This window comes from Paraglaciecola mesophila (assembly GCF_009906955.1).
Taxonomy (GTDB): domain Bacteria; phylum Pseudomonadota; class Gammaproteobacteria; order Enterobacterales; family Alteromonadaceae; genus Paraglaciecola; species Paraglaciecola mesophila_A.
Genome location: NZ_CP047656.1, coordinates 3,987,975 through 4,010,347 on the forward strand (window position 1 = coordinate 3,987,975; position 22,373 = coordinate 4,010,347).

Consider the following 22,373-nt stretch of genomic DNA (forward strand, 5'->3'; position numbering starts at 1 on the left):
AATTGCCTTCTAAATGCGTCAAGGTACTTGAGGTCTGAGTGATTGAGGATTTTCACTGAAATATTGAGCGTAGAGGACTATACAGAGACACCCAACTTTTAAGTCCTATAAAAACTTCCATGCTTAGGGGGACAATTGCCTTCTAAATGCGTCAAGGTACTTGAGGTCTGAGTGATTGAGGATTTTCACTGAAATATTGAGCGTAGAGGAAGGAAACTGCGCGCAAGGTCAATTTTCGGGCAAGGGATTAGACTACAGGGTATGCATGATATGTAGTGTTCGAAATTGATTTAGGCGCGCTTTAACAGTGCTTTCGCTTTGCTCATTCCTCGTATTCGTTGATGATGGGTGTGGCGCTTGAACGCATTCATCATTTGCTCCGCACCTGCTGCGTAGCAGAAGTGTTTTTCAAACTCAGTGGTTAAGGCTAACCACTGAGCAGAGTCTAGTCCCAATCTTTGTAGAATAGGACTGTGAGTGTTATCTATATGACCCGCCTTGTCATCACGAATGCACCGACCTGTGGTATCGACCAGCTCAATATAGTCTTCGAGCGAATACGCAATACCTGTGGGCCTGTTTTCAGGATGATTTCCCACAAAGGGCATCAAAACGCTCGGTGGTGATTGCTGATTTTTAGCGGCTTGAATGCGTTTTTTAATACTGGTGTGCTTTGACGTTTCAGGTGTTTTTGCCATTTTTGCGCGAATGGGGTTTAAATCTACATAGGCCATACACGCCAGCACTGCACTTTCATCTAGTAGTGCTTGGGACTTAAATCGCCCTTCCCAGAAGCGACCAGTGCAGCCGTCTTCTTTATTCGCTTGACGAGCAATGTACTCATTCAAGTCACGCATAAACCAGCTTATGTCGTAAAGACGTTTTCGATAGGTTTCAACGGTTTCATCAAAGGTGAGTAGCTCGGCTTGGCTCAAGGTATCGCCGTTAACAAACTTCTGAGTCAGCAATGTGCCTCTGTGTAGCTTGTGATAGCGCCTCAACACTTCATCAGCATCCCACTTATCCGCCATAGATTTATCTACACATAGCACCACATGCGTGTGATTATTCATGACTGCATAGGCACAAATGTCGACGGAAAATACGGTTGCTAGAAATAATACACGCTCTTCTACCCAGCCTCGGCGATGCTCGTAACTTTGCCCAGTAAGCTGGTTCGAACCACATAAATAAGATTGGCGAACGCAGCGGGACACGCAATGGTAATAAGGCGTATCGATTAAACTAATTTGGCTTTTTCGAGATTGAGGCATAGCTCATCCACCTGTTAAAAATGTGACATGAATAGATTGTAGTTTAGCCCTGAAAATTGACCATTTTTATAATGGGTGTCTCTCTTTTCATGTAGGTTGTTATTACCAAGCAGCCTGTCGATGCGTTTAATATTGTGTTTCGGGGCCACGGAGCCTGAGATATTTCGTCTTAATTCGGTCAACGACAGTTGCTGACCATCTAGCAAAGATTGAGTGGCAACCATCAAAGAGGAAAGACGTTTGGCATGCAGATTAGGGCATTGCTTATTAAGTAAATCGTGTAAGATATGAATATCACGCATGGTGTTGTTATCTGGTTAGTTTTTGGCGAAATTTATTAGATCAAATAGCGCCATGCGTGTCTATATCATTGTTTCTGCTCATAATTATGAGGGGATTCGTTAGATGTGGGCGTTATGTTTCAGGGATGTAATCGTGCGGAATAAATTTGTTTGGCTTTCTTTTTTGCTGCTTGTCTCATATTCAATATTCATTTTGATGTCTCCGAGTTATATATCATCGAAGATTCTAATTCCTGAATTTAAAGAACAAACGAAGGAAAGAATGTTATTGGTTAATGAGATAATTGCTCGGTCAGGTGGATCAATTGACTCAAAGGTTGCTCTTAATTTAATTAGATTTGAGAACGAATCGATCGAAAAGCAGATTTCAACCACTGAGAATGTGCTTGGTTTAAGCTTTCAACAAGCATTAATACTGCCAGGGCTTTTACTCATTCACTTAGCGTCGTTGTTAAGGATGAGAAGGCTGGCAAATGAAACATAACAAAAACATCATGGTGGGAATTTTACTCGCTGAAAAAGCGCTCCTAAAATCCCCATATGTTAAGCGTTATGTGTAAAAGGAATTTTTAAATTATGTATTCGATCTTCAGTCTTCTGCCAATGTTATTTGCGGCTTCATTCTTGTGCGTATGGATAGCGTCACTTATAGCGCTTTTTAAATATGCGGGTTATTACAAGTCTGACGTAGAAAAAGATTTAGTGTTGTTTCCATTATTTATTTGGTTTTTAGTTGTATTCATAAGTGGCCCAGCTGGCGTCATTGCGTTTTGGTTATTGCATCATTCAACATTAAATCCTACGGTTTTTCGGCATAGGTTGTAGTATGAAGGATTTTACACATAACAAGAGACTATGGCGTCAATAGCTAATTTGTAGCCTTTGGCGCTTCCCACATAACCCCGTCTCTGAGCATTGAGTTTAAGATAACAACCATCTTTCTAATGCAGGCAATAATAGCCACTTTCTTAGGCTTACCCGCTGCGACTAATCGTTGATAAGTTTCCTTGAATACGGGGTTACTTTGTATTGCTGACATCATCGCCATGTACAAAACGGTTCTGACTTGATGTCTGCCACCTTGGATTTTCCGCAATCCCTTATAGCGCCCACTTTCTCGATTCATGGGAGCCACACCGACTAATGCAGAGGCTTGTTTGTTAGTCATGTAACCTAACTCTGGCAAGTTACTGATGATGGAAGCGGAGGCTATTTTTCCGATTCCTTTCATGCTCTGTAAGATGCAGTTTTTCGCTTGATAATCAGGGCAAGATTCTATGAGCGCGACGATTTTATTTTCAATTTTGGTTATCTGGTTTTTAAAGACGGTGAGAATAGGTTTGATGGTCATAGCGAGTTCTTTTGGTAGAATTTGCAGGCGGTTTTTTTCCATCGTTTGCATGACGAGCAATTGATTTCGTCTTGCAACTAAATCACTCATAGCCTGCATGGTATCTGGTTTTAGTTGAGATAATTTAGGCTGAATAGCCTCACCGTAATGCGCAATCAGTTGAGCATCTAGTTTGTCTGTTTTAGCCCGCTGACCTATCGCCCCAGCAAAGCGTTTAATGTGAATAGGATTGGCAACAACGAAGGGTAAATTAGCATTTGCACATGCGATAATAAATGGCATTTCTAAACGGCCTGTTGCTTCAATAATAATGCGCCCGGGTGCGTGTTGTTTGATTATTTTTATGGCTTCTTTAATGCCTTTTTCATCATTCGAAACGGTGAAAAAAATATCGAGAGGGCGGATGTAAATATCTAATTGAAACTTGCCCGTATCGACACCCACGTTAACGCTTTGATTTGTTTTTGTATTCATAATAAGCTAACTCTTGCTTGCATAATGCGGTCCGGTGACCGGTGCAATGAAAACCCAGTAGACTATTCGAGTGTTTTGCTTGGAGTCCTTTGTGGCGTTCTTTCTTGTTATCGGTCTCTCAACTGAGGAGCCATCAATCAATCGAACTACCACAAAAGAAGGCTTTAGTTGCAGCTAAAGCTTGGGTCTCACTTTACCTCACCCCGACTAAAATCAGGATGATTTACCTGAGTTATTATCCATACAAGTCAATAAATTAAGATTCGCTAAACATGTCATGCCATTTGCGGAGCAAATCGCCCGCCACATTTGGCTCACTTATTATTGAGGCGTTATATTTCAAGGGGGATTAAGTGAGACGTTCAATAAAAAGGAAGTTATTGTTCAATATCGTGCTTTTAGTGCTCGCAGTTTTAGTCAGTATTTGGCCTCTGACAATGATATCTAATGGCGACATTTCATTTGACAGACATGGCGGTTCGGTCAGTTTGTTACTAGGTTTAATATTTTTGGCTCTTCTTTGCTCTAAGAGTATTTTATTAATAATTGTGCGTCCTTTTGTTCGCAATAACCCTAGTCTTAAGGAAAGGTTATATAGCGATTGTTGGACACTTTTTTTAGGACCTGTAAGGAAATGAAATGTAACAAAAACATCATGGTGGGAATTTTACTCGCTGGTAAAGCGCTCCGAAAATCCCCATGTGTTAAGCGTTATGCCTTTCGGAAAATTGAAGCTTATGCGTAAAACAAAATTCGATGTTTATTTTGAAATATGCCAGAGGTTGGTTGCGGAGCTGTCAGATCTAGGAAGTAAAGAGGTACAACCATTAATCGATGGTTTTTCAAATTCTGTTAAGCAAATTAGTGTTTGGGTAGCAAACAATAATTTTCCAGCCCCTAAATCGGTAATTGCTACAGGACTAGAACAGGGGGTGAACGAGTTGCCCTTGTTCTTCGAGGAAATGAAGCCAAGCCTCCGTGAAACAGCGTTTCAAACTTACTACAGCACACTAAATGAGATAGTACCCAACTACCAGGAAAAGCTAAGTAGTAGAGTTCAGCGCATTATCAAGCGCGGTAAAATAAAATCGGAAAGCGAGTTTTATCTGCTGCGTAACCGTCTAGATCAAATTGAAGGTAGTGGCGTAAAAGAAGAGTTGGTAGTATCTGCGATATTGGGGCAATATGAGGGAGAGGCATAACAAACAACTGTAGTCGTTCGCTGGCGCTCACTGGGACAATAACACGTGGACTCCCGTCACTTCGTTCCGAATTTTAGCCCACATGTTATTGCCCCTTCTTGGGGTGTTAATGTCCACTTTAGGGTGATAGTTCAATTAAAATCTGAATGTCCCCAACGACTTCTTTTTGCACATAGACGACAGTTAGATTGAGCCGCATTTTGTTTAACGAACCTGACATTAAGTTAAGATTTCTTGAGTTCAGGTTGCCTAGATTGCGTTGCTGTAGATACTTGTTTTAAGCGACTTATTTCATCTTGAGCGGCTTTTAGTTCACGTTCCATTTGGCGACGGGAGTCGATCATTTCATTCGCTATTGCAGCCAAGTATTTGAACTCCGAAAAGCCCATGCTTTTCTCATCCATATGTTGATACTCTCGCTTGCAGCGATAAAAGAACATTACGAAATGACTAAACGCTCGTTGCAGGGTAAGAAAACTGCGAATGAGTAAAATTATCAAAACCGCAGACGTGACAAGCATAATCATAATACTGGTCATTTCAACTCGCCGCTGTGCATCGTCAACTTGCTGTTGAAGCTGTTGATCTAGGTTTGAAAAGTGCTGCTCTACTAAATGAGCTTGGTTGCGAAAGCGTCCTTGCAATCCACTCTCGTGATCTAACCCCACTTGGCGATATGCATCGACTAATTGCATAAAGTGTTGTTGATATTGGCTTAACAGGGGCATAAATTGCGCATGTACCTTAGCGGGTAACGCTTCAATACTTTGGCGTAAAGTGGAGTAGAGTCCAAGCTCTTTATCCACATATTCCATGTCTTTGCGCAGTAAAAAGTCTTTTTCAGCGCGACGCATCTGTAACAGAACTTGGTGCATGTAGAGCATATTAGCGTCAGCTATTTTCGCTTCTAACTTGTGGGTGGCCTCACGAAATTCACCTTGATAACCGATGTTCTCATTTAAGCCCATGGCAATGCGTGTTTGAACAAGCGTCGTAAACTGTTGTTGATATAAAGGAAAGCTATCTGCAAGTTGATTGAATATATCTTGGTTTAATACCGATTGTTCATCTGCTGATTGCACCACTGCTAGCTGCCTTAAAAACTGCTCTGCTTGCAGGTTGAACTTGTCTACGTAGGTTAAATCTAGGCGCAGCAAAAAGTCTTTCTCGTGACGTCTTAGTTGTAAGAAATCTTGGCCTAAGCGCAACAGCGATTTATTCTTATCGTTTAAATCTACCAGCTTTTGAGTGTAAAAAATTTGACTGGCGACTAACAACAGCATGCCAAATACACAAATGGTTATAATTAACACTAGGCGCGTTTTGATAGAATCTAGGTGAATTGACACAAAAAATGACAGTTAAATGAGTTGGTAGGCCAGTCTGCCATGGTTTTATGACGGTTTTGTGTACATTTGCGCACACAATTAACAGAGGAACACAGTAAAACCCCTCAGGATGGCGTTTTACTGTTGAACCGTCAGGGCTGGTATTTACTATTCGTTTACTTGAATGCCTTCGTCGCTACCGATGAGTACCACGTCGGCTCCACGCATGGCAAATAGGCCGTTGGTAACGACGCCAACAATATTGTTTAGTTGTCGTTCCAATTCAACGGGATTAAGAATGGTTAAGTTGTGTACATCTAAAATAACATTGCCGTTGTCAGTTACTACGCCTTGGCGATAAACGGGATCGCCCCCTAGCTTAACGATTTCACGGGCCACGTATGAACGGGCCATGGGGATCACTTCAACTGGTAGAGGGAATGCACCTAGTAAATCTACATTCTTCGTGTCGTCAATAATACAAATGAACTTTTGCGCGACAGCTGCGACGATTTTTTCACGAGTTAATGCTGCTCCGCCACCCTTGATCATATGACGGTGTTCAGTGATTTCATCTGCTCCATCTACATACACAGAAAGCTGGTCAACAGAGTTCAAATCAAATACTTCTATACCGAGTGCTTTTAAGCGCTCGGTTGAGGCTTCTGAGCTGGATACCGCACCGGCTATATCATTTTTTATTGGTGCTAAAGCTTCAATAAAGTAATTGACCGTAGAGCCTGTGCCAACACCTACAATCGAGCCTTGTTCAACGTATCTTACTGCCGCTTGAGCGACCGCTTTTTTCTTATCGTCTTGATTCATTTTTTTCTTCTGATGAGCGAGGAATGGGTAAATTATACCCAAGGCATTGATAGAAGCTAGGAATGTTCGGCTTTAAGGTTAAACGCAGTGATGGCGCGTGGTCAGTTTGCAAAAATGAGCAGGGTTACGAGGCGTTAAAGATGGATGAAGGGGTGATAATTTTTTGCATGGGAATATCCCACTTTTCATTCACTAAACCTTCATCAACCCTTTGGCAGTCATGGGCAACGCCATATACTTGTGGTGATATTTCATTGCGTATCATAGGGGCAAGCGTGCGGTCATAAAAGCCGCCGCCCATTCCGAGGCGCTGGGCTGAGTCATCAAAAGCCACTAAAGGTGTAAAAACAATATCAAGCAGTGATATAGGCACGATATCAGCCACATTGAGTTTGGGCTCGGGTATACCGAAGCGATTGGTAACCATCTTACTGTTTTGCTGATACTTCACAAACACCAAATGCCCTTTGCAAAAAGGGTGGAGTACTGGGAGGCACAGAGTTTTTCCTTGTTGCCACGCATCTTGAATGAGGAGTTCTAAGTCTATTTCGCCATCTTGTGCTAGGTAACAAGCGATAACATTTGCATTTCTATATTGTGTTAAAGCATTAATTTGCACCAGAATCCGTTCGCTGGCATCGAGCTGCTGAGTTTGGCTTAGGCTATTGCGCAGACTGCGAAAGTGTTTACGCATCTGACTTCGATTGCTAGGAAGTGTGCTAGGTGCTGACATGAGAATACGGATTGAAGTGCTGGTTAGAGAACATAATAATGAATGATCCCACAAGTTCATGGGTTACGTAAGCTTGATGCTGCATCAGGCATAGATGCAGCATCAATTTAACCCAGTACAGACTAATAGGTATCTATATACAGTTTAGTCAGACGCTCTTTGTCTACTTTTACCGCAACATCTATTTGTTGGGCCCCTAACCAATCTGGGCTGGCAGTGGTATTTTCAGGGGCAACAGAAGTTTGACCTATGTTAAGCGGGTCGGTTGATACACGGGCATGACCACGCACAATCTCGAACAGGCTGGGGTCAACTAAATGGGCGATAGGCATAGCATCGTGGAAGAAACACACGCGGTCTTCACGATTTTGCGAATAAAAGTCCATGTAGAACTGAGCTGCATCATGCACAAAGCCACCAAGTTTGGCGTTATTTTCACGCAGTGATTCTAAAAATGCCGGTTCGAATGGCACCGTCATGGTTACGTCTAAACCAAACATGGTCAGGTTCCAATCAGCAGCAAAAACGATTTCGGCTGCGTAGGCATCGTTCCAAATATTGGCTTCTGCCACAGGAGTTACGTTGCCGGGTACAAATGCAGCGCCACCCATAATAGAAACGCCTTTTAACAGTTTAGGTAATTCAGGCTCTAAACGCAGGGCTAACGCTAGGTTGCCCAAGGGGCCAATGGCCACTACAGTTATCTCACCAGGGTATTGACGCGCCATATCAACAATAAATTGTGCAGAAGAGCGTGGATCTAATTCACGTTTTGATGGCTCAGGACACACGTCGCCAAAGCCGTCGTTACCGTGCACGAAATGGGCATATTTAGATTGTGGGCCAACCCATGGCATCCCCACACCTTTACATACGGGAATATCTACACCCGCCATTTCACATAGGGTTAACGCGTTTTGTGCTGCCATTTCAACGGGAACATTTCCGTAAACTGTGGTTAAACCAAGTACATCTATGTCAGGAGATTGAAAGGCGAAAAAAATCGCCATTGCATCGTCGATACCGGGATCAGTATCAAGAATTATTTTATGACTCATAAAGTCCTCGTTGAAAGTGTATTAACTATGATGTTTAGCAAGAAAGCGATTAACTTGATCTTCATCTGGAATTGATTGGGCTGCACCCACTTGGGTAACAGCTAAGGCCGATGCAGCACAAGCTCGCGTGAGTGCAGTTTTCGCGTCAGTATGCTCACTATACGCGGAGAGAAAGAAACCAATGAAGGTGTCACCAGCGGCGGTTGTGTCTACCGCATCCACTACAAAAGCATCCACTTCAATTCTGCGCTCATTCTTGAGCATACAAACACCTGCTTTACCTAAAGTAATAATAATTTCGCAATTAGGCCAGTTTGTTTGGAAATATTTTTCCATAGCATCGATATCTTTGTGACCAGAAATTTCTTCGGCCTCGACTTCGTTGACAATCAGTAAATCGATACAGTCTACTGGTAATTGTTTAACTGAATCGGTCATTGGCGCAGGGTTGAAGGCGACTTTTAAACCGGCTTCTTTTGCTTGCTTGAGCACTTCGTCTATTGAGCTTGTTTCATTTTGGGTTAACACCCAATCACTCGACTTGGCACCATCAAGGGCTGCCATCACATCTTTCGGTGATATTTCATGATTCGCGCCGCCGAACAACACTATGGCATTTTCGCCGGTGGGAGTGACTTGAATAATGGCATGACCCGAAGGGCTGTCAGTACAGGCTACATACTTACAGTTGATATTGTGCTTGATCATGACTTGCTTGAAGTTAGCATCGGACTCGTTGATACGTCCTACATGACGTACTTCAGCTCCCGCTTTAGCAAGTGCAATAGATTGATTCGCACCTTTGCCGCCAAGTAAACATTGATAATGTGTTGAGGCTAGGGTTTCACCAGGCTGCACAAAGTGATCTACCTGATAAACATGGTCCACATTAATAGAACCAAAGTTAATAACTGCCATATAGGTTAATTCCAAGAGTTAGACTTATTTTGGCGTTATTCTAACCGAGAATGGTCTTAGCTGTCCTAAATAAGTAACAAAATGGGCTTATTTTTCATTTCAGAAACGGGAAAATTCGTTTCAGTAATGGTTTTGGTGAAACAAATGGCTCTTGGCTGACCATAAATAAGCGCACAGATACCGTTGCCCCGTGTCCCCAAGGCCACCACGCCAACATAACATCTGGGTGAGGAGTATTTGCAGGATAATATAGTCTCTGCTTTTTGCTTAAGACGGCATATTTCCCTGCTAAGTGTTTCATCAAATCGGGTGCTTGTTTGACATTTTTAGCGTGCCATTCCACATCATAATGCTCTTTCACAATCGCATTGACGTAGTCTGCCTTGTCAACTGAAAATTCAGCCAAAAGGGCACGATTAAAATCGTCATATTTCCATTTCACCACGCCATTCAAAGCATCAACGATAACGGCACCTCGCTGGCGTATTATTGCTTCTTGATTCATGAAAGCCACTTATAAACGTAATTGAAATTAAACGTAGTTGAGTTTAAACGTAATGAAGTTGAACGTAATAAAGTTAAACGCAATGAAGCGCATATTTTTTCATCCTTGAAGTCAAAATGCACTAGGTAATAAAAATAAACATTTCATTACACATGATATGAAGGGTGTCTCCCAAAATGCCGCTGTTCGGTGTTCGCCCGTGAACCGAAAGTTCAGGGCGGAAGTATCATCATTGCCGTAGGCGTCTCGATACGAGCCGAGCTTGCACAATAGCGATGGAATCAACTTCCTAGGTAAAAAGCATCGGCCAGGGACATTACTGAACTGGCAAACATTCCAGGAGACCTTGTACATACTCATTGTTGAGTATGGTTTAAACGAAAATCGTTGGTTTTTGCTGCAATCGCACTCATAACCTCGATTTCGGCGCCATTATAGTATGGGACGGGGGGCGCTTGTCCAATTTCATTTTGATGTGAGGTATGAATTACTCTCGTGCTTTGCATGACCTAAATTAACCATGATGTTAGAATTAAGCCATTAACCAAATGGGATAACGCTTTGAATACTGAAGAACAAAAATACGAACAGATTACCGCAGCGCTGCAGCGCAATAATATTTTGGCCAGTGCCGCAGAAATTCAAGGTGTACTGTGCGGCATGCTAGGTGGCGGAATGCCATTAGAAGCCCAGGACTGGGTTGAAGCCATAGCTGATTTTGTTAACCAAGGAGAGCCCTTAGCAAAAGAAGTCCAAGAACAATTAGGCCATTTGTATAATCAGACGTGCCAGCAATTGGTAGAAAGCGATTTTTCCTTGGTACTGTGCTTACCCGATGACGCAGCACCGATTAACGAGCGTGGCCAAGCGTTACTAGAGTGGGTGCAAGGCTTTATGCTCGGCTTTGGGTTATTTCAAGATGATTTAACTAAGTGCTCACCTGATGTAAAAGAAGCATTAGAAGACTTTGCTGAAATTGCGCGCATGGATGAAGAAATGGCTGAAGGTGAAGAGTTTGAACAAGCACTTTTTGAAGTCATTGAATATGTGCGCGTTAGCGCCATGCTGTGTTTCAACGAATTAGGCCAGTCACCAGAAGAGCAGCAAAGCCAACCTAAAACGGTGCATTAGGCTCACTTATTCTTATGACAGCGTTTGATAAAAATGAATTTGCACAAAGACGTCATCGCTTATTGGCGCAAATGCAACCTAATAGTATTTGTGTTGTGCCAAGTAGTACGCTGGTGACCCGCAGCCGAGATACTGAATTTCCGTTTCGCCAAGATAGTTATTTCGAATATCTGAGTGGCTTCCCAGAGCCTGATGCTTATTTGGTACTGACAAACTCATCTGAATATCCCAATGGGCTCTCTGTGCTTTTTTGTTTAGACAAAGACCCTAATATTGAAATGTGGCAAGGCAAGCGCATTGGACCTAGGGAGGCCAAACGCACATTCGGCTTTGATATTGCCTTTAATACCGAAGAACTGGATGAGCGCTTAGTGGAATTAATGAATGGCCATGAGCAATTGTATTTTGCGCTAGGGCACAATCAAGACTGTGAAGAGCGGGTGCTTGATTGTGTCGAGCAACTGCGTAGTGCGCCAAAGCAAAGTCAAACGGCCCCTTCAAGTATTGTTGACAGCCGTTTACTGCTCGATGAAATGCGTTTGATAAAATCCCCATATGAACAAAAGATTATGCGCCAAGCTGGGCAAATTAGTGCCAAAGGCCATATGCGGGCAATGGCATTCGCTCGGCCTGGGCGATTTGAATACCAATTAGAAGCGGAACTGCATCATGAATTTGCCATGCGCGGGGCAAAACACCCAGCGTATAGCACCATAGTGGGCAGTGGAGAAAACGCGTGTATTCTCCATTACACTGAAAATAATGCTGAGCTAAAAGAAGGCCAGTTGGTATTGATAGATGCGGGTTGTGAGTTACAGGGATACGCCGCTGATATCACTCGCACGTTTCCCGTGTCAGGGCGGTTTTCATCACAGCAACGCCAGTTGTATCAATTGGTGCTTGATGCACAAAATGCTGCCCTCGCGTGTATCATGCCAGGGAAGACTATCGGTGAGGCGAGCAAAGCCGCGATTAAGTGTATAACAACAGGGTTACTCAAGTTAGGTTTATTGTCAGGCACCCTAGAAGAAAACATCAACGGACAACATTATCGAGCGTTTTTCATGCATGGTTTAAGTCATTGGCTCGGGCTTGATGTGCACGATGTAGGTCATTACAAAGCATCCGATGGTGACAGGCCATTGATGCCGGGGATGGTACTAACCGTAGAGCCCGGTATTTATGTGGCTAAAGATGCGCCTGTTGCCCAGTGTTGGCGTGGTATCGGGATCCGTATCGAAGATAATGTGCTTATTACCGACTCCGGGCATGAGATACTCACTGGCGATGTGCCCAAAGAAGTTTCACAGATCGAAGCGTTAATGGCCGAATCGTTTATTCATTAACAGGGTTAGCGTATCGCTCAATCAAGTAGGACAGCAACAAATGCAAAGTTATGATGTAGTTATCGTCGGTGGTGGCATAGTGGGTTTAACCGTGGCGTTAACATTGGCGACGGGCGAGCTCAATGTCGCTGTTGTTGACGCCCAGAAGGGCGGTCAAGCCCTGGGCGATAAACCAGAACTTAGAGTCAGTACTTTTACGCTTGCTACTCAGACTGTGATGGAAAACCTAGGGGTTTGGCCTTTGCTAGCGCATAACCGCTTATGTGCGTATGAAAAAATGTCAGTGTGGGATCAAGATAGCTTTGCACGCATTGGGTTTTCTCACGATGAAGTGGGCCAGGCCTACCTTGGTCACGTGGTCGAAAACCAAAATCTAGTCCGAGCCCTATGGATGAAAGCCGAACAAAGCGAGCACGTTACCCTGTTGGCGCCTAATAAAGTAAGAAACATGGTATTTGGTCAGCAAGAGAGTTTCTTAACCTTGGATGACGAAACTATGCTGACCGCTAGGTTAGTGGTGGGCGCTGATGGTGCAAATTCTATGGTGCGCCAAAACGCGAATTTACCCCTCACGTTTTGGGATTACGAGCATCACTCCATCGTTGCCACGATTAAAACTGAAATGGCTCACGATAACACAGCTCGACAGGTCTTTACCCCAACAGGGCCATTAGCCTTTTTGCCACTGTGGGATGAACATCATTGTTCTATTGTGTGGTCTCAGCAAGAGCCCGAGGCTGCAGCTTTGTTAGCCCTTAGTGAAGAGGAATTCGAAAAATCACTCATGGCTGCTTTTGATATGCGTTTAGGCAGATGTGAGTTAGTCAGTGAACGTAAAAGCTTTCCTTTAAAAATGCGTTACGCACGCCAGTGGGTGACAGATAGAGTTGCCTTAGTTGGCGATGCTGCGCATACCATTCATCCTTTAGCAGGGCAGGGCGCTAACCTAGGGATTATGGATGGAGTCGCTTTAGCCGAACAGGTCATTAAAATTGCTGAGCAAGGCAAAGACATCGGTTTGACTAAAAGTTTACGGGCGTATGAGCGCTGGCGTAAAACAGAGACGGTGAAAATGATTGCCACCATGGAATCATTCAAACGTCTGTTTGATGGGGCAAACCCAGTACAAAAGTTAGCCCGAGATATTGGTCTTAGTACCATGAATCATTTGCCCAAAGCTAAACAGAAAATTGTTCAACATGCAGCCGGTCTAGGGGGGGAGTTACCCTTGTTAGCGCAACATAAATTGACGAAGCAAGCCTCTTAGGTTGAACGTTAACGGACAAGGACAGTGTCACTATGACCCCAGCGATTAATTTACTGCTCAAGCAAAAAATAGCCCATGAAGTGTTGCAGTACGAGCATGATGCCAATGCGGAATCCTTCGGTTTAGAAGCAGCAGAAAAACTCAATCTAGCCCCTCACTTGGTGTATAAAACCTTGGTGGTTAAGTTAGATTCTCAAACCTTGTGTGTAGCGATATTGCCCGTTGAAAAAATGCTCAGTATGAAACTACTGGCTAAAGCCGCGGGCGCCAAAAAAGCGCAAATGGCAGATAAAGCCGAAGTAGAACGGGTAACCGGTTATGTGCTTGGTGGGGTGAGCCCTCTCGGGCAAAAGAAGCGATTGCTGACCTTAATCGATGACACGGCCAAAACCCTATCAACCATGTACGTGAGTGCAGGTAAGCGTGGCTTAGAAATTGGTTTATCACCAAGTGTGCTGGCTAATGTGTTATCCACTCGCTTTGCTCCTTTGTGTCAATCATAGCGATGCTGCCGCTATTGATGAGTAGCGGTTGTAAAGTCACTGGCTAAGATGACATAGGTGAGAACAAAGCGCGAAATTGCTGGGTAAAGCCGTGTCTGGTCGTTCATGGCTGAGCATAACCTTTGCTTTGTTGTCGCTAGTTTTGTGTGCCTTTAGTCATACATGAAGTTCTCTTCTTTTTAACGCTGATTGGCGCAATTTCGCCGAAGCTAGATACATTATCTCACACTTATTCTTCGCTAAACTGGCCTTAATCGTGCTATCTTTCACAACTAACAAGATCTTTGAGGAGTTAATTTTCGCCGTCTAATTTTGTAACACCTTTCTTTATTGTTGGGTTAATATTTAACCCTAACTCCATGACTTTTCTCTTGTAGGAGCCATATGAGCGAATTAATACCCATCTTCATTTTTTTCTTTGCCGTTATCGACCCCATTGGTAGTGTGCCCGTATTCATCGCTACCACCACAGGTTTTGACGCAAAAGCCAAGCGTCATATAGCGTATAAAGCGATTATCGCGGCAGCGGGCATTTTGTTGTTTTTTATTATTGCTGGTGAATATGTGTTATCAGCTATGGGGATCCCGCTTTCAGCTTTTGAAATTGCTGGTGGCATAGTTCTGTTTTTATTTGCATTAACAATGATATTTGGTGAAGGAAAAGCCAGAAGTGAATTGCGGATGGCGAAAACAGTCACCGAAACCGCTATTTTCCCATTAGCCGTGCCCTCTATCGCTAGCCCTGGTGCGATGCTAGCGGCGGTGATGCTCACAGAAAACGACCGTTATAGCCTAGTAGAACAGGCAACGACAACGGGTATCATGTTATCTGTACTGGCCATTACGTTGATATTGCTGTTAGCCGCAGCGCCGATCCATAAACTAATTGGTAATGGTGGGGCGAATATTGTCAGCCGTGTTATGGGACTTATATTAGCCTCTGTAGCGACTGCCAGTATTTTAGAAGGGATCAAGACCTACTTCGCCTTGTAAAACTCACTAACTGGGTAATGCTACCCAGCGAGTACTTTCATTCATCTCTTCGTCGTCGTTTGTTATGACGTTAAAGCAAACGACGTGCTATCCACAATAGGCTCAATAAAAAGACTAAGCAGGCAAAAAGCAGCCCTTTGTTAATCGGCACTTCAGTTGTATCGACTTGGCGCTCGCTTGACAGCGCGGCCACTGATTTACTGGCGTTATGTTTAGATGCTTGTTGCTGAGCAAGCCAATCTGTAGCAGGGTATACATAGCGGTATTGCTCAGGGGTTAGCAAGGGAGCGTTTGTGGTTTTTAGTGATGAGATTTGCTGTTCATTCAAATTCCCTTGTTGACCTTTTAATGATATCCGCAGCCAACCTGGAGAGGATGGCCAGTAATGTGTACACCAAATGTTAGGCTGGTCAGGGCGTTGATTTAAGATCAGAGGTTGTTGCGCTATCTCGCCTGATTGCTGATCAATGTATTCTATTACTCCATGAGCGCCTTGCCTAAGCTTGCTGGTACGCAGGCAGGCTTGGCTTTGCTTGTTAGTAAAAGTCAGCTGGTTATTTTGTTCTTGTAACCAGAAATCATCTTGTGTGTTTCGGGCTACTTGTTGTGCTAAGTAATGCCACAATTGCTCATAGGCGCCGTTCGTTTGGTTTAATTTCCATTCGTAGGTGCGAGGCAATAACGTCACCGCGACGTGGCCAAGGCCAAGGGGTTGACGTTTCACTAATGGGCGGCCGTTGGGGGCGGCTAACAGCGTATCGCCTTCGTTACCATCAAACCGGATGGCACTTGTGGTTAAGGTGGCATCAGTGCGGCTTTGTGCTGACGAGTTAGGATAGACGATGGAAAACGCATCTTTTGCTTGTTTATCCTCACGTAATAGCGGCAGGTGCAATGCTTCAGTTAATGCAGTGTTCTGATTAGCGACTAGATTGCCATCAGCAAGTATTAGCAGCCCAAGGCCATTGGCAACAGCTAGGCGTAAGCGCGCTCGCTGCGAAGACGATAACCTAATTAAGCCGCGACCATCGATAAAAAGCAGATCAATATTGTCCAATGTACTGGATTGATAAAACGGATCGCGGTTTTGATTCTCTGTGCCTGTATCGGGTTTAGGTTGGTTAACATACTGGCGCTGATAAGCATCTTGGCTTATTTGACTGACGACTGTGACTGGGCTACCTGTTGCACTGGCCCACTGCTTTAAATGCTTGGTTTCAAAAGAAGGGGAAGATTGCCAAATAGCAAGTCTCGGCGTATTTACTTGTAGCTCGTCCGGTGTATCGCTGGGTGTGTCGTCGGGTAAGCTGTTTTCACTAATCGATATGGCAATATCGCTTTGTTCTATTAAAGCTTGGGTGCGTTTGTCTTGTAATCGCAACTCATAACGCCATTGCCCAGCAGCTTTGGGGCGTGCCTTTAATGTAAAAGGTTGGCCGCTTTTCAGCGTCTGTGTTTGCTCTACCTCTCCGCTTGGGGAGATGAGTTGCAATAAATAGGATTCAGCCGCAACTTGCCCTTGCTCATCTGCACTTTGTAGCGTCCCGCGAATAGACAATGTATCGCCCATGGTAAGCTGTTTTTGCCAAGTTAATTCCCCTATGCCCACCGCTTTATTGCTGGGCACAAAGGTGATGGCAATGTTACTTTGGTTAGGAGAGCCCCAGTTTTTAGCGGCGGCAAATAATGATTGCCATTGAGCTGGGCTTAGGCCGTCTCCGACTACGATTAGCTCGTTTAATTCGCCAATCGCTCGTGGCAATAAAGATGCAGAGGGTAAATATTGTGCTTGCTCAATGGGCAAGTCAGTTAGCATAGTAAACCAAGATGTGTTGGCTTCAATATTAATGCTTTCCGGGGCTTGGTTTTTAAGGGAGTCCAGTAATTCTGGTGTGGCGCCCTTAGTGACTAAAACAGCGCGTATTGTTTGTGTGCTAGTGCTTGTAATATCAAGCAGGGTTCCAAGTAAAAAAATAAACGCCAAGGTATTTATACTGAGCAATAAAGTGGCACGAGCACCTGTAAACAGCGACTTCTCACTAGGGGCCTTTGGTGCCTTTTTGAGCATGAATAAGCTGCTAAATACCCATGCAAGCAGCAGTATAGCGCCTAAAAGCAAGCATAAACCTAACGGCATGCCGTCAGGTGTGTTAAGCGTGTATGGGCCTATATGGGCTAGCTGCCAATTCATTGCGCCTCCTGTTGCTGTTTAAATTCAGCAAATTGCTTGATGGCAGGCTGAGTATCACTATAGAGCTTTGTAGGCTGTTGCACTTGATAACGCGGCGACGGCAGTAAACGCCAAAGTTGCCCAGTTAAGCGTGGCAAACATGAAGAACATTGATTAGGGTTACGCCGATTGCTACGTTGAATTTGCGTCAAAGATGCCAAAGCGTCGATGACCTCAGGCGTTTCAGCTAGCAAGCTATTTAGCAGAGCTTCTGTTTGGGATAGCAGCGCTTTTTCTTGTTCGTTGAATGGAGTATTTGCGCGTAGGGGCGCGTTTAAAACCGCAATCGTCTTTTTCAGAGTGCGCACATCTGTATCGTTTGTGACGTTTGGCGTATGTTGAGCGTCAGTATTAATATCTGTTAACTCACCTTGGTAGCGGCGTTGCTCGCTAACGGGTGGTGGCTCAAACCCTAAGCGTTTTACGTAAATTCGCTCCGCTTTTTTAGCGCGGTTTAACCATATTAATGCTTGCTCTTCAAAGGGCAGGGCGTCTTGCGGACGATTTAAACGCAACTGGCCTTCAGCCTGCCACATGTAGGCGATCGCGCGCTTCATCATTACTCTTGGGTTTTGCTCTATGCCACCAGGGGTTTTAAAAATGGCCACATCAGTTTCACCGTGGGCATGACCAAATTGCTCAATAATGCTTTGATAACCTGATTTATCTTCAGTCAAGCCATGCTCACCTTCATGTTGATGAGCTTCGTGGCTACTTTCGGCCGGTTCTTCATGCTCGCTGTGGTCTTCGTGCGCCTCTTCAGCACCATGTCGATTATTTTGCTGCTGACTTGCGCCATCTTCCATTGTACGGGTGATACCACTGACTTCATCTCCAACAAACTGTCCGTATTTGTGTTTTAAATCAGCTTGAGCCACGCCTAATGCCTGGGAGGTATGGTTAAACTCCTGCTCGGTTAATGACAAGCGCTGTGCAATAAGTGCTTTTGTGTCGATGATGATCTGTCGCTGACTTTTAAAATATGCTGGCATGTTGTCAATGACGGAGCCCTCACTGAACACCGTATCAGTGTCTTCACCGAGCCAGCGGATAATTTTCGTTGAAGATTGTGTTAATTGGGGCTGATTTCCTCGGTTGTCCCAAGCTTTAACACTGAAATACAACTCATCTCCTGGCTCCATACCTAAAGCGGATAGGTCCCACTCTTTGCTATACACCTGCTGTCCATCAATGGTGTTGATGGTATCAAACGCAAAAATACTGTCGCGAAATTTAACCGACTCCCCCGACCCTTTGGCGACTGACGCTAATATTTCCACTTTACTTAATGCAAAGTCGTCGCTGATCACGACTTGGGTAGAAATACTGGGTTCATTGTTATCACTTTGGCTTTTAACTTCAGTGATGGTCGTTTGTGGGGCAACAAAACGGATCTTTGGCGCTTCATCAGGGACAACTTTGATGCTATGCACAGCAATCACTCGTTGTCGTGGATCTAATACCTGATACACCGCAGCGTGCATGATCACTGTGCTGGCAGTATGCTTACCATCTGGCGTTTGCTCTAAAGGTAATTGGGTATTGTTGACTTGGATTGAATAGGGCGGATTTTTTCCTTGTGGAACATTGGAAAACGCTAGCTGCCATTTTACTTCGCTGCCAGCAAGCACCTGCATATCTAATGTTTGAGTCTGATTACGCTTAAAACCATTAAAGCCAATGGCGTAGTTAGGAGGAGTAACAACGACCCTTGCATCAGTGATTTTCGACAACGCATCGTTGTCTAAGCTATCGGTTATCTTTTGTGTGCTGCTAATGGCGAGCTCTTCTGTTCGGGGGGGGGGCGCAAAGTTGCAGATGAAATTTGCCGCAAAGAGGCAAAGCAGGGCTGTCACGAGGTTAAGCACTAAAGCTGTTTTTAACGGATAGCGGGGAGCGAGTGGCGTATTTTTATCTTCAATTAATTTATCCAGTGCCTTTGCACTGCGCTGGTACTGTAAGCGTTGTAATACGCTCAGGGTGTGTTGATCTTTTACCAGCACAAGTTGACAGCTTTCCTCTAATGAGGGAAACCGCCGATTGAGATCCTTGGCGACATTGTGTGGGGTAATTGCTCTGTAAGAAGCGCGATAAACTCCCGCGAGTAAACACAGCGCTAAGCCAATAAAGAACAGTGAACCAATGACAAAAGGCTGCAAAATAAAGGCAGTGCTATCGACAAGATAAAGGCCAGCTACTAATAGCAGCATAAACAGCAGCAAAACGGGTAAGCAGTACAGCATGTGTTGGATGAGTTTGCGCCTTTTGCTGGTACGAACTACCTGCTGTAGGGCGTTTATTTGTCGTACCTGTTCGGCATTTGGGGCAGGTGATTTATGACGCTGAAAATGGTTTGCCATTAGCTTGTCCCTGCGCCCTTCGTTTTAACGGCGTATTCGCTGGCAATGCGCTCAAGACAGAACGCGCAAACGAGCAGAGTGAGTAACCAATAATGGGTTTGGTGGTCGCGCTGAGAGTTAATGGGCGTGACTAGGCTTTGTACAGGCTCGTTTTCATCTTGCTGCTGTGCTTGGTTATTACTATTGGCTTTTGCCGATTTTGTTGCTTCCTCACGCGCTATTTGCGCTGCATGCAAAGTCACCTGCGCTTCATACGTTTGCTGATATCGGGACTCGTTCATGAGTGCATCTAGGGTATATGGAAAGTCCAACTGAGTTACCCAATTGGTCCAGCTAGGTTCGAAACGGCTGTTAAACGCTAGAACTTGACCCCTGTGGTGCCCGTTGCCAGCATGGTTAGTTGCCGTAGTTTCGGTGGTGTTGGCTATTATTCTTGTTAATAAGGGCTGCTGATCGCTTGTTTGCCAGATGACTTGAGAGTTGCTGCTGGTGGGCGATTCGTCTTCGCTGGCGGTTATGTCCTTGGCTCCTAGAGCTACAGCGCCTACTTTGCGAATGGTTATCTCGTTATACCGCAGGCCGCTTTGCTTGATGAATACAGAGTGTTTGCCTGTGCTGACAACCTGGTTATTTGCTGTGATGAATAAATTTCCGCCTTGTTGTACATATAGGTTGAGGATCTTTTTCTGAGCCGAAGCCTGTACTTGCTCTAAGTTGAACTCAGCATCAGCTAGATAAAATACCCAGTCGTATGGCTTGAGTTGCTCAAGTGAAATCGGTGTCGAAGCGGGTAGATGAGCCACTGATAGTTCACGGTTCGCCTCACGATTGAGTGCGTCAAAAGCGGCCGTTAAATTTTGTGTTTGAACATGACTTTTCGACGATGTTAGCACCAATATCTTCGATTTTTCTTCCGTGAGAGTTAAATTTTCTGCGCTGATAATGTGCCAACTTAAGGTTTCAGGAAGGTTTACTTTGTCGTTATTGAACTGAGAAAATCCATTGGTAGTAAAAATCTGCACTTGGCTAGGCGACAGTGCTGGATGAGTGGCGATAAAATCAGCTACTTGCTGCCATATTGTCGTTTGAGGCAGAGAAGGTTCAGCGTTGTTTTGAGCGTTTAATTCAGCGTTTTCGTTGGCTGCAGTAATCTGCGTTAACGTCTCGAGAGTTAATTTGTTACTGCCATTGATCGCGTACTCACTTAACGCTTCTGGCTGCTCATTGCTCAGGTTAGCGTTCAAATTATTGCTCGCATTAGCGCCAAGAATAACCAACCTGCTTGAAGTTGCATCTTGGGTTTGATTGTAGGTTTCTAGAAAGCTTTGTTTATCATTTTCGCTGGCATGAAGCAGCCAATCTTGGCTGACTAAAAAATACCGTGTTTCACTGTTCTCGGTTGGCTGCCGCATACACTGAGCCAGCGCCAAGCTAAGTAGTACGATTATCATCATGCGTAACAACAGCAGCAGCCACTGACTTAGGCGCAACGCGTTGGGCACACGACTTCGTTTTGCGGGGATAAGTGCGTATTGAGCAAATGAAATGAGCGGCGCTTTACTTTTACTGAAAAAATGGATGGCTAAGGGAATAATGACAGCGAGCATACCCAACAACCATAGTGGAGAAAGCACAATATTGTTTAGCGCGTTAAACATTGCCCCCATGGTTATTTTCTCCCCGAGCGGGACGCCAAGTAGGCGTGCACGCTTTTGTCTAAAGGTTCATCAATATTGGCCCTAAAAAGCGCAATGTTGTGTTGCTCCAAGCGACTTTTCAATGTGGCTTGATGCTGCGCATAAGCCGCCAAATATTGCGCTTTCACTTCAGAACTTGAAACTAGACGTTGCTCCTTAGTTTCTGGATTTTCGACTCTTATAGCGCCTTTATAGGGAAAATTAATCTCATCATCGCAAACTAATTGCATGGCGACGACTTCATTCTGGCCGTAATTTAGTGGCTGTATAAAGTCTAAGATCTCGGTTTCTTGTTGCATAAAATCACTGAGCAAAAATATCAAACCTTGGGGATGAATATTTCCCAGGGATTCCGTTAGCCTTGCCTTATTTGGAAATTGCTTGCCCACAGTAAGTTGACTCAGAGTCAACATGAGTTTGTGCCAGTGTTGTTGACCGGTTCCACAAGGCAGTATATCAATTCGCTCATCAGATAAACCGATTACGCCTACAGCGTCACCTTGCTGCTGAGCAATGTAAGCGATAGTCGCTAAAAAATAGCGGGCGTAGTCTAATTTATGCCAGCCGTTTTGCGCTTTACTGGTGGCTGATTGTTGCAACATCGAGAGGCTGGTATCTAGCATTAGCCAAATTTGCGTATCGCTTTCACGCTCGGCTTCGCGGACAAAATATTTGTCTGACCTAGCAAAGAGTTTCCAGTCGACTTTACCTAGTTCATCACCAGGCTCGTAGCTACGATATTGGCTAAACTCAACTCCCGAGCCTTTTTGAACACTGGTATGCAGACCGTGTAGCACACCTTCGGCGACGGTTTTGGCGACTAAAGGCATGTCTTTCACGCGTGAAAGCGTGAGCGGGTCAATCCATTGCTGCATG

General features: G+C 44.4%; 18 protein-coding genes, 1 other RNA gene and 1 pseudogene. 6 read left to right on the plus strand and 14 right to left on the minus strand.

Annotated elements, in window-relative coordinates:
• Positions 1-290 precede the first annotated feature (290 nt).
• The 3 genes and pseudogenes from FX988_RS16965 to FX988_RS16975 form a co-directional block, all read right to left on the minus strand.
• On the minus strand, positions 291-1,274 hold the full coding sequence (locus tag FX988_RS16965) for a transposase (RefSeq protein ID WP_160181283.1): 984 nt from the start codon (positions 1,272-1,274) through the stop codon (positions 291-293).
• Between the two features lie 65 nt (positions 1,275-1,339).
• Positions 1,340-1,576: pseudogene (locus tag FX988_RS16970) on the minus strand (IS4 family transposase); the annotation flags it as partial.
• An 868-nt stretch (positions 1,577-2,444) separates the two neighbouring features.
• Positions 2,445-3,401 carry an IS110 family transposase gene (locus tag FX988_RS16975; protein WP_160181284.1) on the minus strand — a complete coding sequence of 319 codons (957 nt, stop codon included), beginning with the start codon at positions 3,399-3,401 and terminating at the stop codon, positions 2,445-2,447.
• A 737-nt stretch (positions 3,402-4,138) separates the two neighbouring features.
• On the opposite strand from FX988_RS16975, the gene FX988_RS16980 reads away from it, so the two are divergent.
• Positions 4,139-4,603 carry a hypothetical protein gene (locus FX988_RS16980; RefSeq protein WP_160181285.1) on the plus strand — a complete coding sequence of 155 codons (465 nt, stop codon included), beginning with the start codon at positions 4,139-4,141 and terminating at the stop codon, positions 4,601-4,603.
• Between the two features lie 224 nt (positions 4,604-4,827).
• Here the strand turns inward: FX988_RS16980 and FX988_RS16985 are convergent, their stop codons facing one another.
• The 7 genes from FX988_RS16985 to ssrS form a co-directional block, all read right to left on the minus strand.
• Positions 4,828-5,916: a hypothetical protein gene (locus FX988_RS16985; protein ID WP_412761906.1), complete on the minus strand. Its 1,089-nt coding sequence runs from the start codon at positions 5,914-5,916 to the stop codon at positions 4,828-4,830.
• Between the two features lie 183 nt (positions 5,917-6,099).
• Positions 6,100-6,756, minus strand: a complete 657-nt coding sequence (rpiA, locus tag FX988_RS16990) for a ribose-5-phosphate isomerase RpiA (RefSeq protein WP_160181287.1) — start codon at positions 6,754-6,756, stop codon at positions 6,100-6,102.
• A gap of 124 nt (positions 6,757-6,880) precedes the next feature.
• A complete protein-coding gene (locus FX988_RS16995; RefSeq protein WP_412761907.1) occupies positions 6,881-7,450 on the minus strand; it encodes a 5-formyltetrahydrofolate cyclo-ligase in 570 nt (189 codons plus the stop codon).
• A gap of 161 nt (positions 7,451-7,611) precedes the next feature.
• Positions 7,612-8,547 (minus strand): nucleoside hydrolase, encoded by a 936-nt coding sequence (locus tag FX988_RS17000; RefSeq protein WP_160181289.1) that lies wholly within the window; start codon positions 8,545-8,547, stop codon positions 7,612-7,614.
• Positions 8,548-8,568: 21 nt separating this feature from the next.
• Positions 8,569-9,465, minus strand: a complete 897-nt coding sequence (locus tag FX988_RS17005; RefSeq protein WP_160181290.1) for a ribokinase — start codon at positions 9,463-9,465, stop codon at positions 8,569-8,571.
• Between the two features lie 94 nt (positions 9,466-9,559).
• Positions 9,560-9,970: a hypothetical protein gene (locus tag FX988_RS17010; RefSeq protein WP_160181291.1), complete on the minus strand. Its 411-nt coding sequence runs from the start codon at positions 9,968-9,970 to the stop codon at positions 9,560-9,562.
• Between the two features lie 164 nt (positions 9,971-10,134).
• A non-coding RNA gene (ssrS, locus tag FX988_RS17015) (6S RNA) lies at positions 10,135-10,316 on the minus strand.
• 215 nt (positions 10,317-10,531) lie between these two features.
• Between ssrS and FX988_RS17020 the strand changes: the two genes are divergently transcribed.
• From FX988_RS17020 to FX988_RS17040, 5 genes are all read left to right on the plus strand, one after another.
• On the plus strand, positions 10,532-11,101 hold the full coding sequence (locus FX988_RS17020; RefSeq protein ID WP_160181292.1) for a UPF0149 family protein: 570 nt from the start codon (positions 10,532-10,534) through the stop codon (positions 11,099-11,101).
• A 14-nt stretch (positions 11,102-11,115) separates the two neighbouring features.
• Positions 11,116-12,447 (plus strand): Xaa-Pro aminopeptidase, encoded by a 1,332-nt coding sequence (gene pepP / locus FX988_RS17025; RefSeq protein ID WP_160181293.1) that lies wholly within the window; start codon positions 11,116-11,118, stop codon positions 12,445-12,447.
• Positions 12,448-12,487: 40 nt separating this feature from the next.
• Positions 12,488-13,714, plus strand: coding sequence for an FAD-dependent monooxygenase (locus tag FX988_RS17030; protein WP_160181294.1), 1,227 nt, complete (start codon positions 12,488-12,490; stop codon positions 13,712-13,714).
• 32 nt (positions 13,715-13,746) lie between these two features.
• Positions 13,747-14,217 (plus strand): Cys-tRNA(Pro) deacylase, encoded by a 471-nt coding sequence (ybaK, locus tag FX988_RS17035; RefSeq protein ID WP_160181295.1) that lies wholly within the window; start codon positions 13,747-13,749, stop codon positions 14,215-14,217.
• A gap of 384 nt (positions 14,218-14,601) precedes the next feature.
• Positions 14,602-15,210 carry a MarC family protein gene (locus FX988_RS17040; RefSeq protein ID WP_160181296.1) on the plus strand — a complete coding sequence of 203 codons (609 nt, stop codon included), beginning with the start codon at positions 14,602-14,604 and terminating at the stop codon, positions 15,208-15,210.
• Between the two features lie 70 nt (positions 15,211-15,280).
• On the opposite strand, the gene FX988_RS17045 is transcribed toward FX988_RS17040, so the two are convergent.
• Genes FX988_RS17045 through FX988_RS17060 form a run of 4 tightly spaced genes read right to left on the minus strand, consistent with a single transcriptional unit; the run spans position 15,281 to position 22,372 of the window.
• The gene (locus FX988_RS17045; RefSeq protein ID WP_160181297.1) at positions 15,281-17,401 is read right to left on the minus strand and encodes a hypothetical protein; all 2,121 of its coding nucleotides are present in this window, start codon (positions 17,399-17,401) and stop codon (positions 15,281-15,283) included.
• Positions 17,398-19,800: a DUF4175 domain-containing protein gene (locus tag FX988_RS17050; protein ID WP_160181298.1), complete on the minus strand. Its 2,403-nt coding sequence runs from the start codon at positions 19,798-19,800 to the stop codon at positions 17,398-17,400. The genes FX988_RS17045 and FX988_RS17050 overlap by 4 nt, the downstream gene beginning before the upstream one ends.
• On the minus strand, positions 19,800-21,467 hold the full coding sequence (locus FX988_RS17055) for a BatA domain-containing protein (RefSeq protein WP_160181299.1): 1,668 nt from the start codon (positions 21,465-21,467) through the stop codon (positions 19,800-19,802). The genes FX988_RS17050 and FX988_RS17055 overlap by 1 nt, the downstream gene beginning before the upstream one ends.
• A 2-nt stretch (positions 21,468-21,469) precedes the next feature.
• On the minus strand, positions 21,470-22,372 hold the full coding sequence (locus FX988_RS17060; protein ID WP_160181300.1) for a DUF58 domain-containing protein: 903 nt from the start codon (positions 22,370-22,372) through the stop codon (positions 21,470-21,472).
• Position 22,373: the final 1 nt, after the last annotated feature.

Coding starts and splice junctions, on each gene's coding strand:
- FX988_RS16965 (WP_160181283.1), bottom strand. CDS start 1,274: ATGCCTCAATCTCGAAAAAGCCAAATTAGTTTAATCGATACGCCTTAT.
- FX988_RS16975 (WP_160181284.1), bottom strand. CDS start 3,401: ATGAATACAAAAACAAATCAAAGCGTTAACGTGGGTGTCGATACGGGC.
- FX988_RS16980 (WP_160181285.1), top strand. CDS start 4,139: ATGCGTAAAACAAAATTCGATGTTTATTTTGAAATATGCCAGAGGTTG.
- rpiA (WP_160181287.1), bottom strand. CDS start 6,756: ATGAATCAAGACGATAAGAAAAAAGCGGTCGCTCAAGCGGCAGTAAGA.
- FX988_RS16995 (WP_412761907.1), bottom strand. CDS start 7,450: ATGCGTAAACACTTTCGCAGTCTGCGCAATAGCCTAAGCCAAACTCAG.
- FX988_RS17000 (WP_160181289.1), bottom strand. CDS start 8,547: ATGAGTCATAAAATAATTCTTGATACTGATCCCGGTATCGACGATGCA.
- FX988_RS17005 (WP_160181290.1), bottom strand. CDS start 9,465: ATGGCAGTTATTAACTTTGGTTCTATTAATGTGGACCATGTTTATCAG.
- FX988_RS17010 (WP_160181291.1), bottom strand. CDS start 9,970: ATGAATCAAGAAGCAATAATACGCCAGCGAGGTGCCGTTATCGTTGAT.
- pepP (WP_160181293.1), top strand. CDS start 11,116: ATGACAGCGTTTGATAAAAATGAATTTGCACAAAGACGTCATCGCTTA.
- FX988_RS17030 (WP_160181294.1), top strand. CDS start 12,488: ATGCAAAGTTATGATGTAGTTATCGTCGGTGGTGGCATAGTGGGTTTA.
- ybaK (WP_160181295.1), top strand. CDS start 13,747: ATGACCCCAGCGATTAATTTACTGCTCAAGCAAAAAATAGCCCATGAA.
- FX988_RS17040 (WP_160181296.1), top strand. CDS start 14,602: ATGAGCGAATTAATACCCATCTTCATTTTTTTCTTTGCCGTTATCGAC.
- FX988_RS17045 (WP_160181297.1), bottom strand. CDS start 17,401: ATGAATTGGCAGCTAGCCCATATAGGCCCATACACGCTTAACACACCT.
- FX988_RS17050 (WP_160181298.1), bottom strand. CDS start 19,800: ATGGCAAACCATTTTCAGCGTCATAAATCACCTGCCCCAAATGCCGAA.
- FX988_RS17055 (WP_160181299.1), bottom strand. CDS start 21,467: ATGGGGGCAATGTTTAACGCGCTAAACAATATTGTGCTTTCTCCACTA.
- FX988_RS17060 (WP_160181300.1), bottom strand. CDS start 22,372: ATGCAGCAATGGATTGACCCGCTCACGCTTTCACGCGTGAAAGACATG.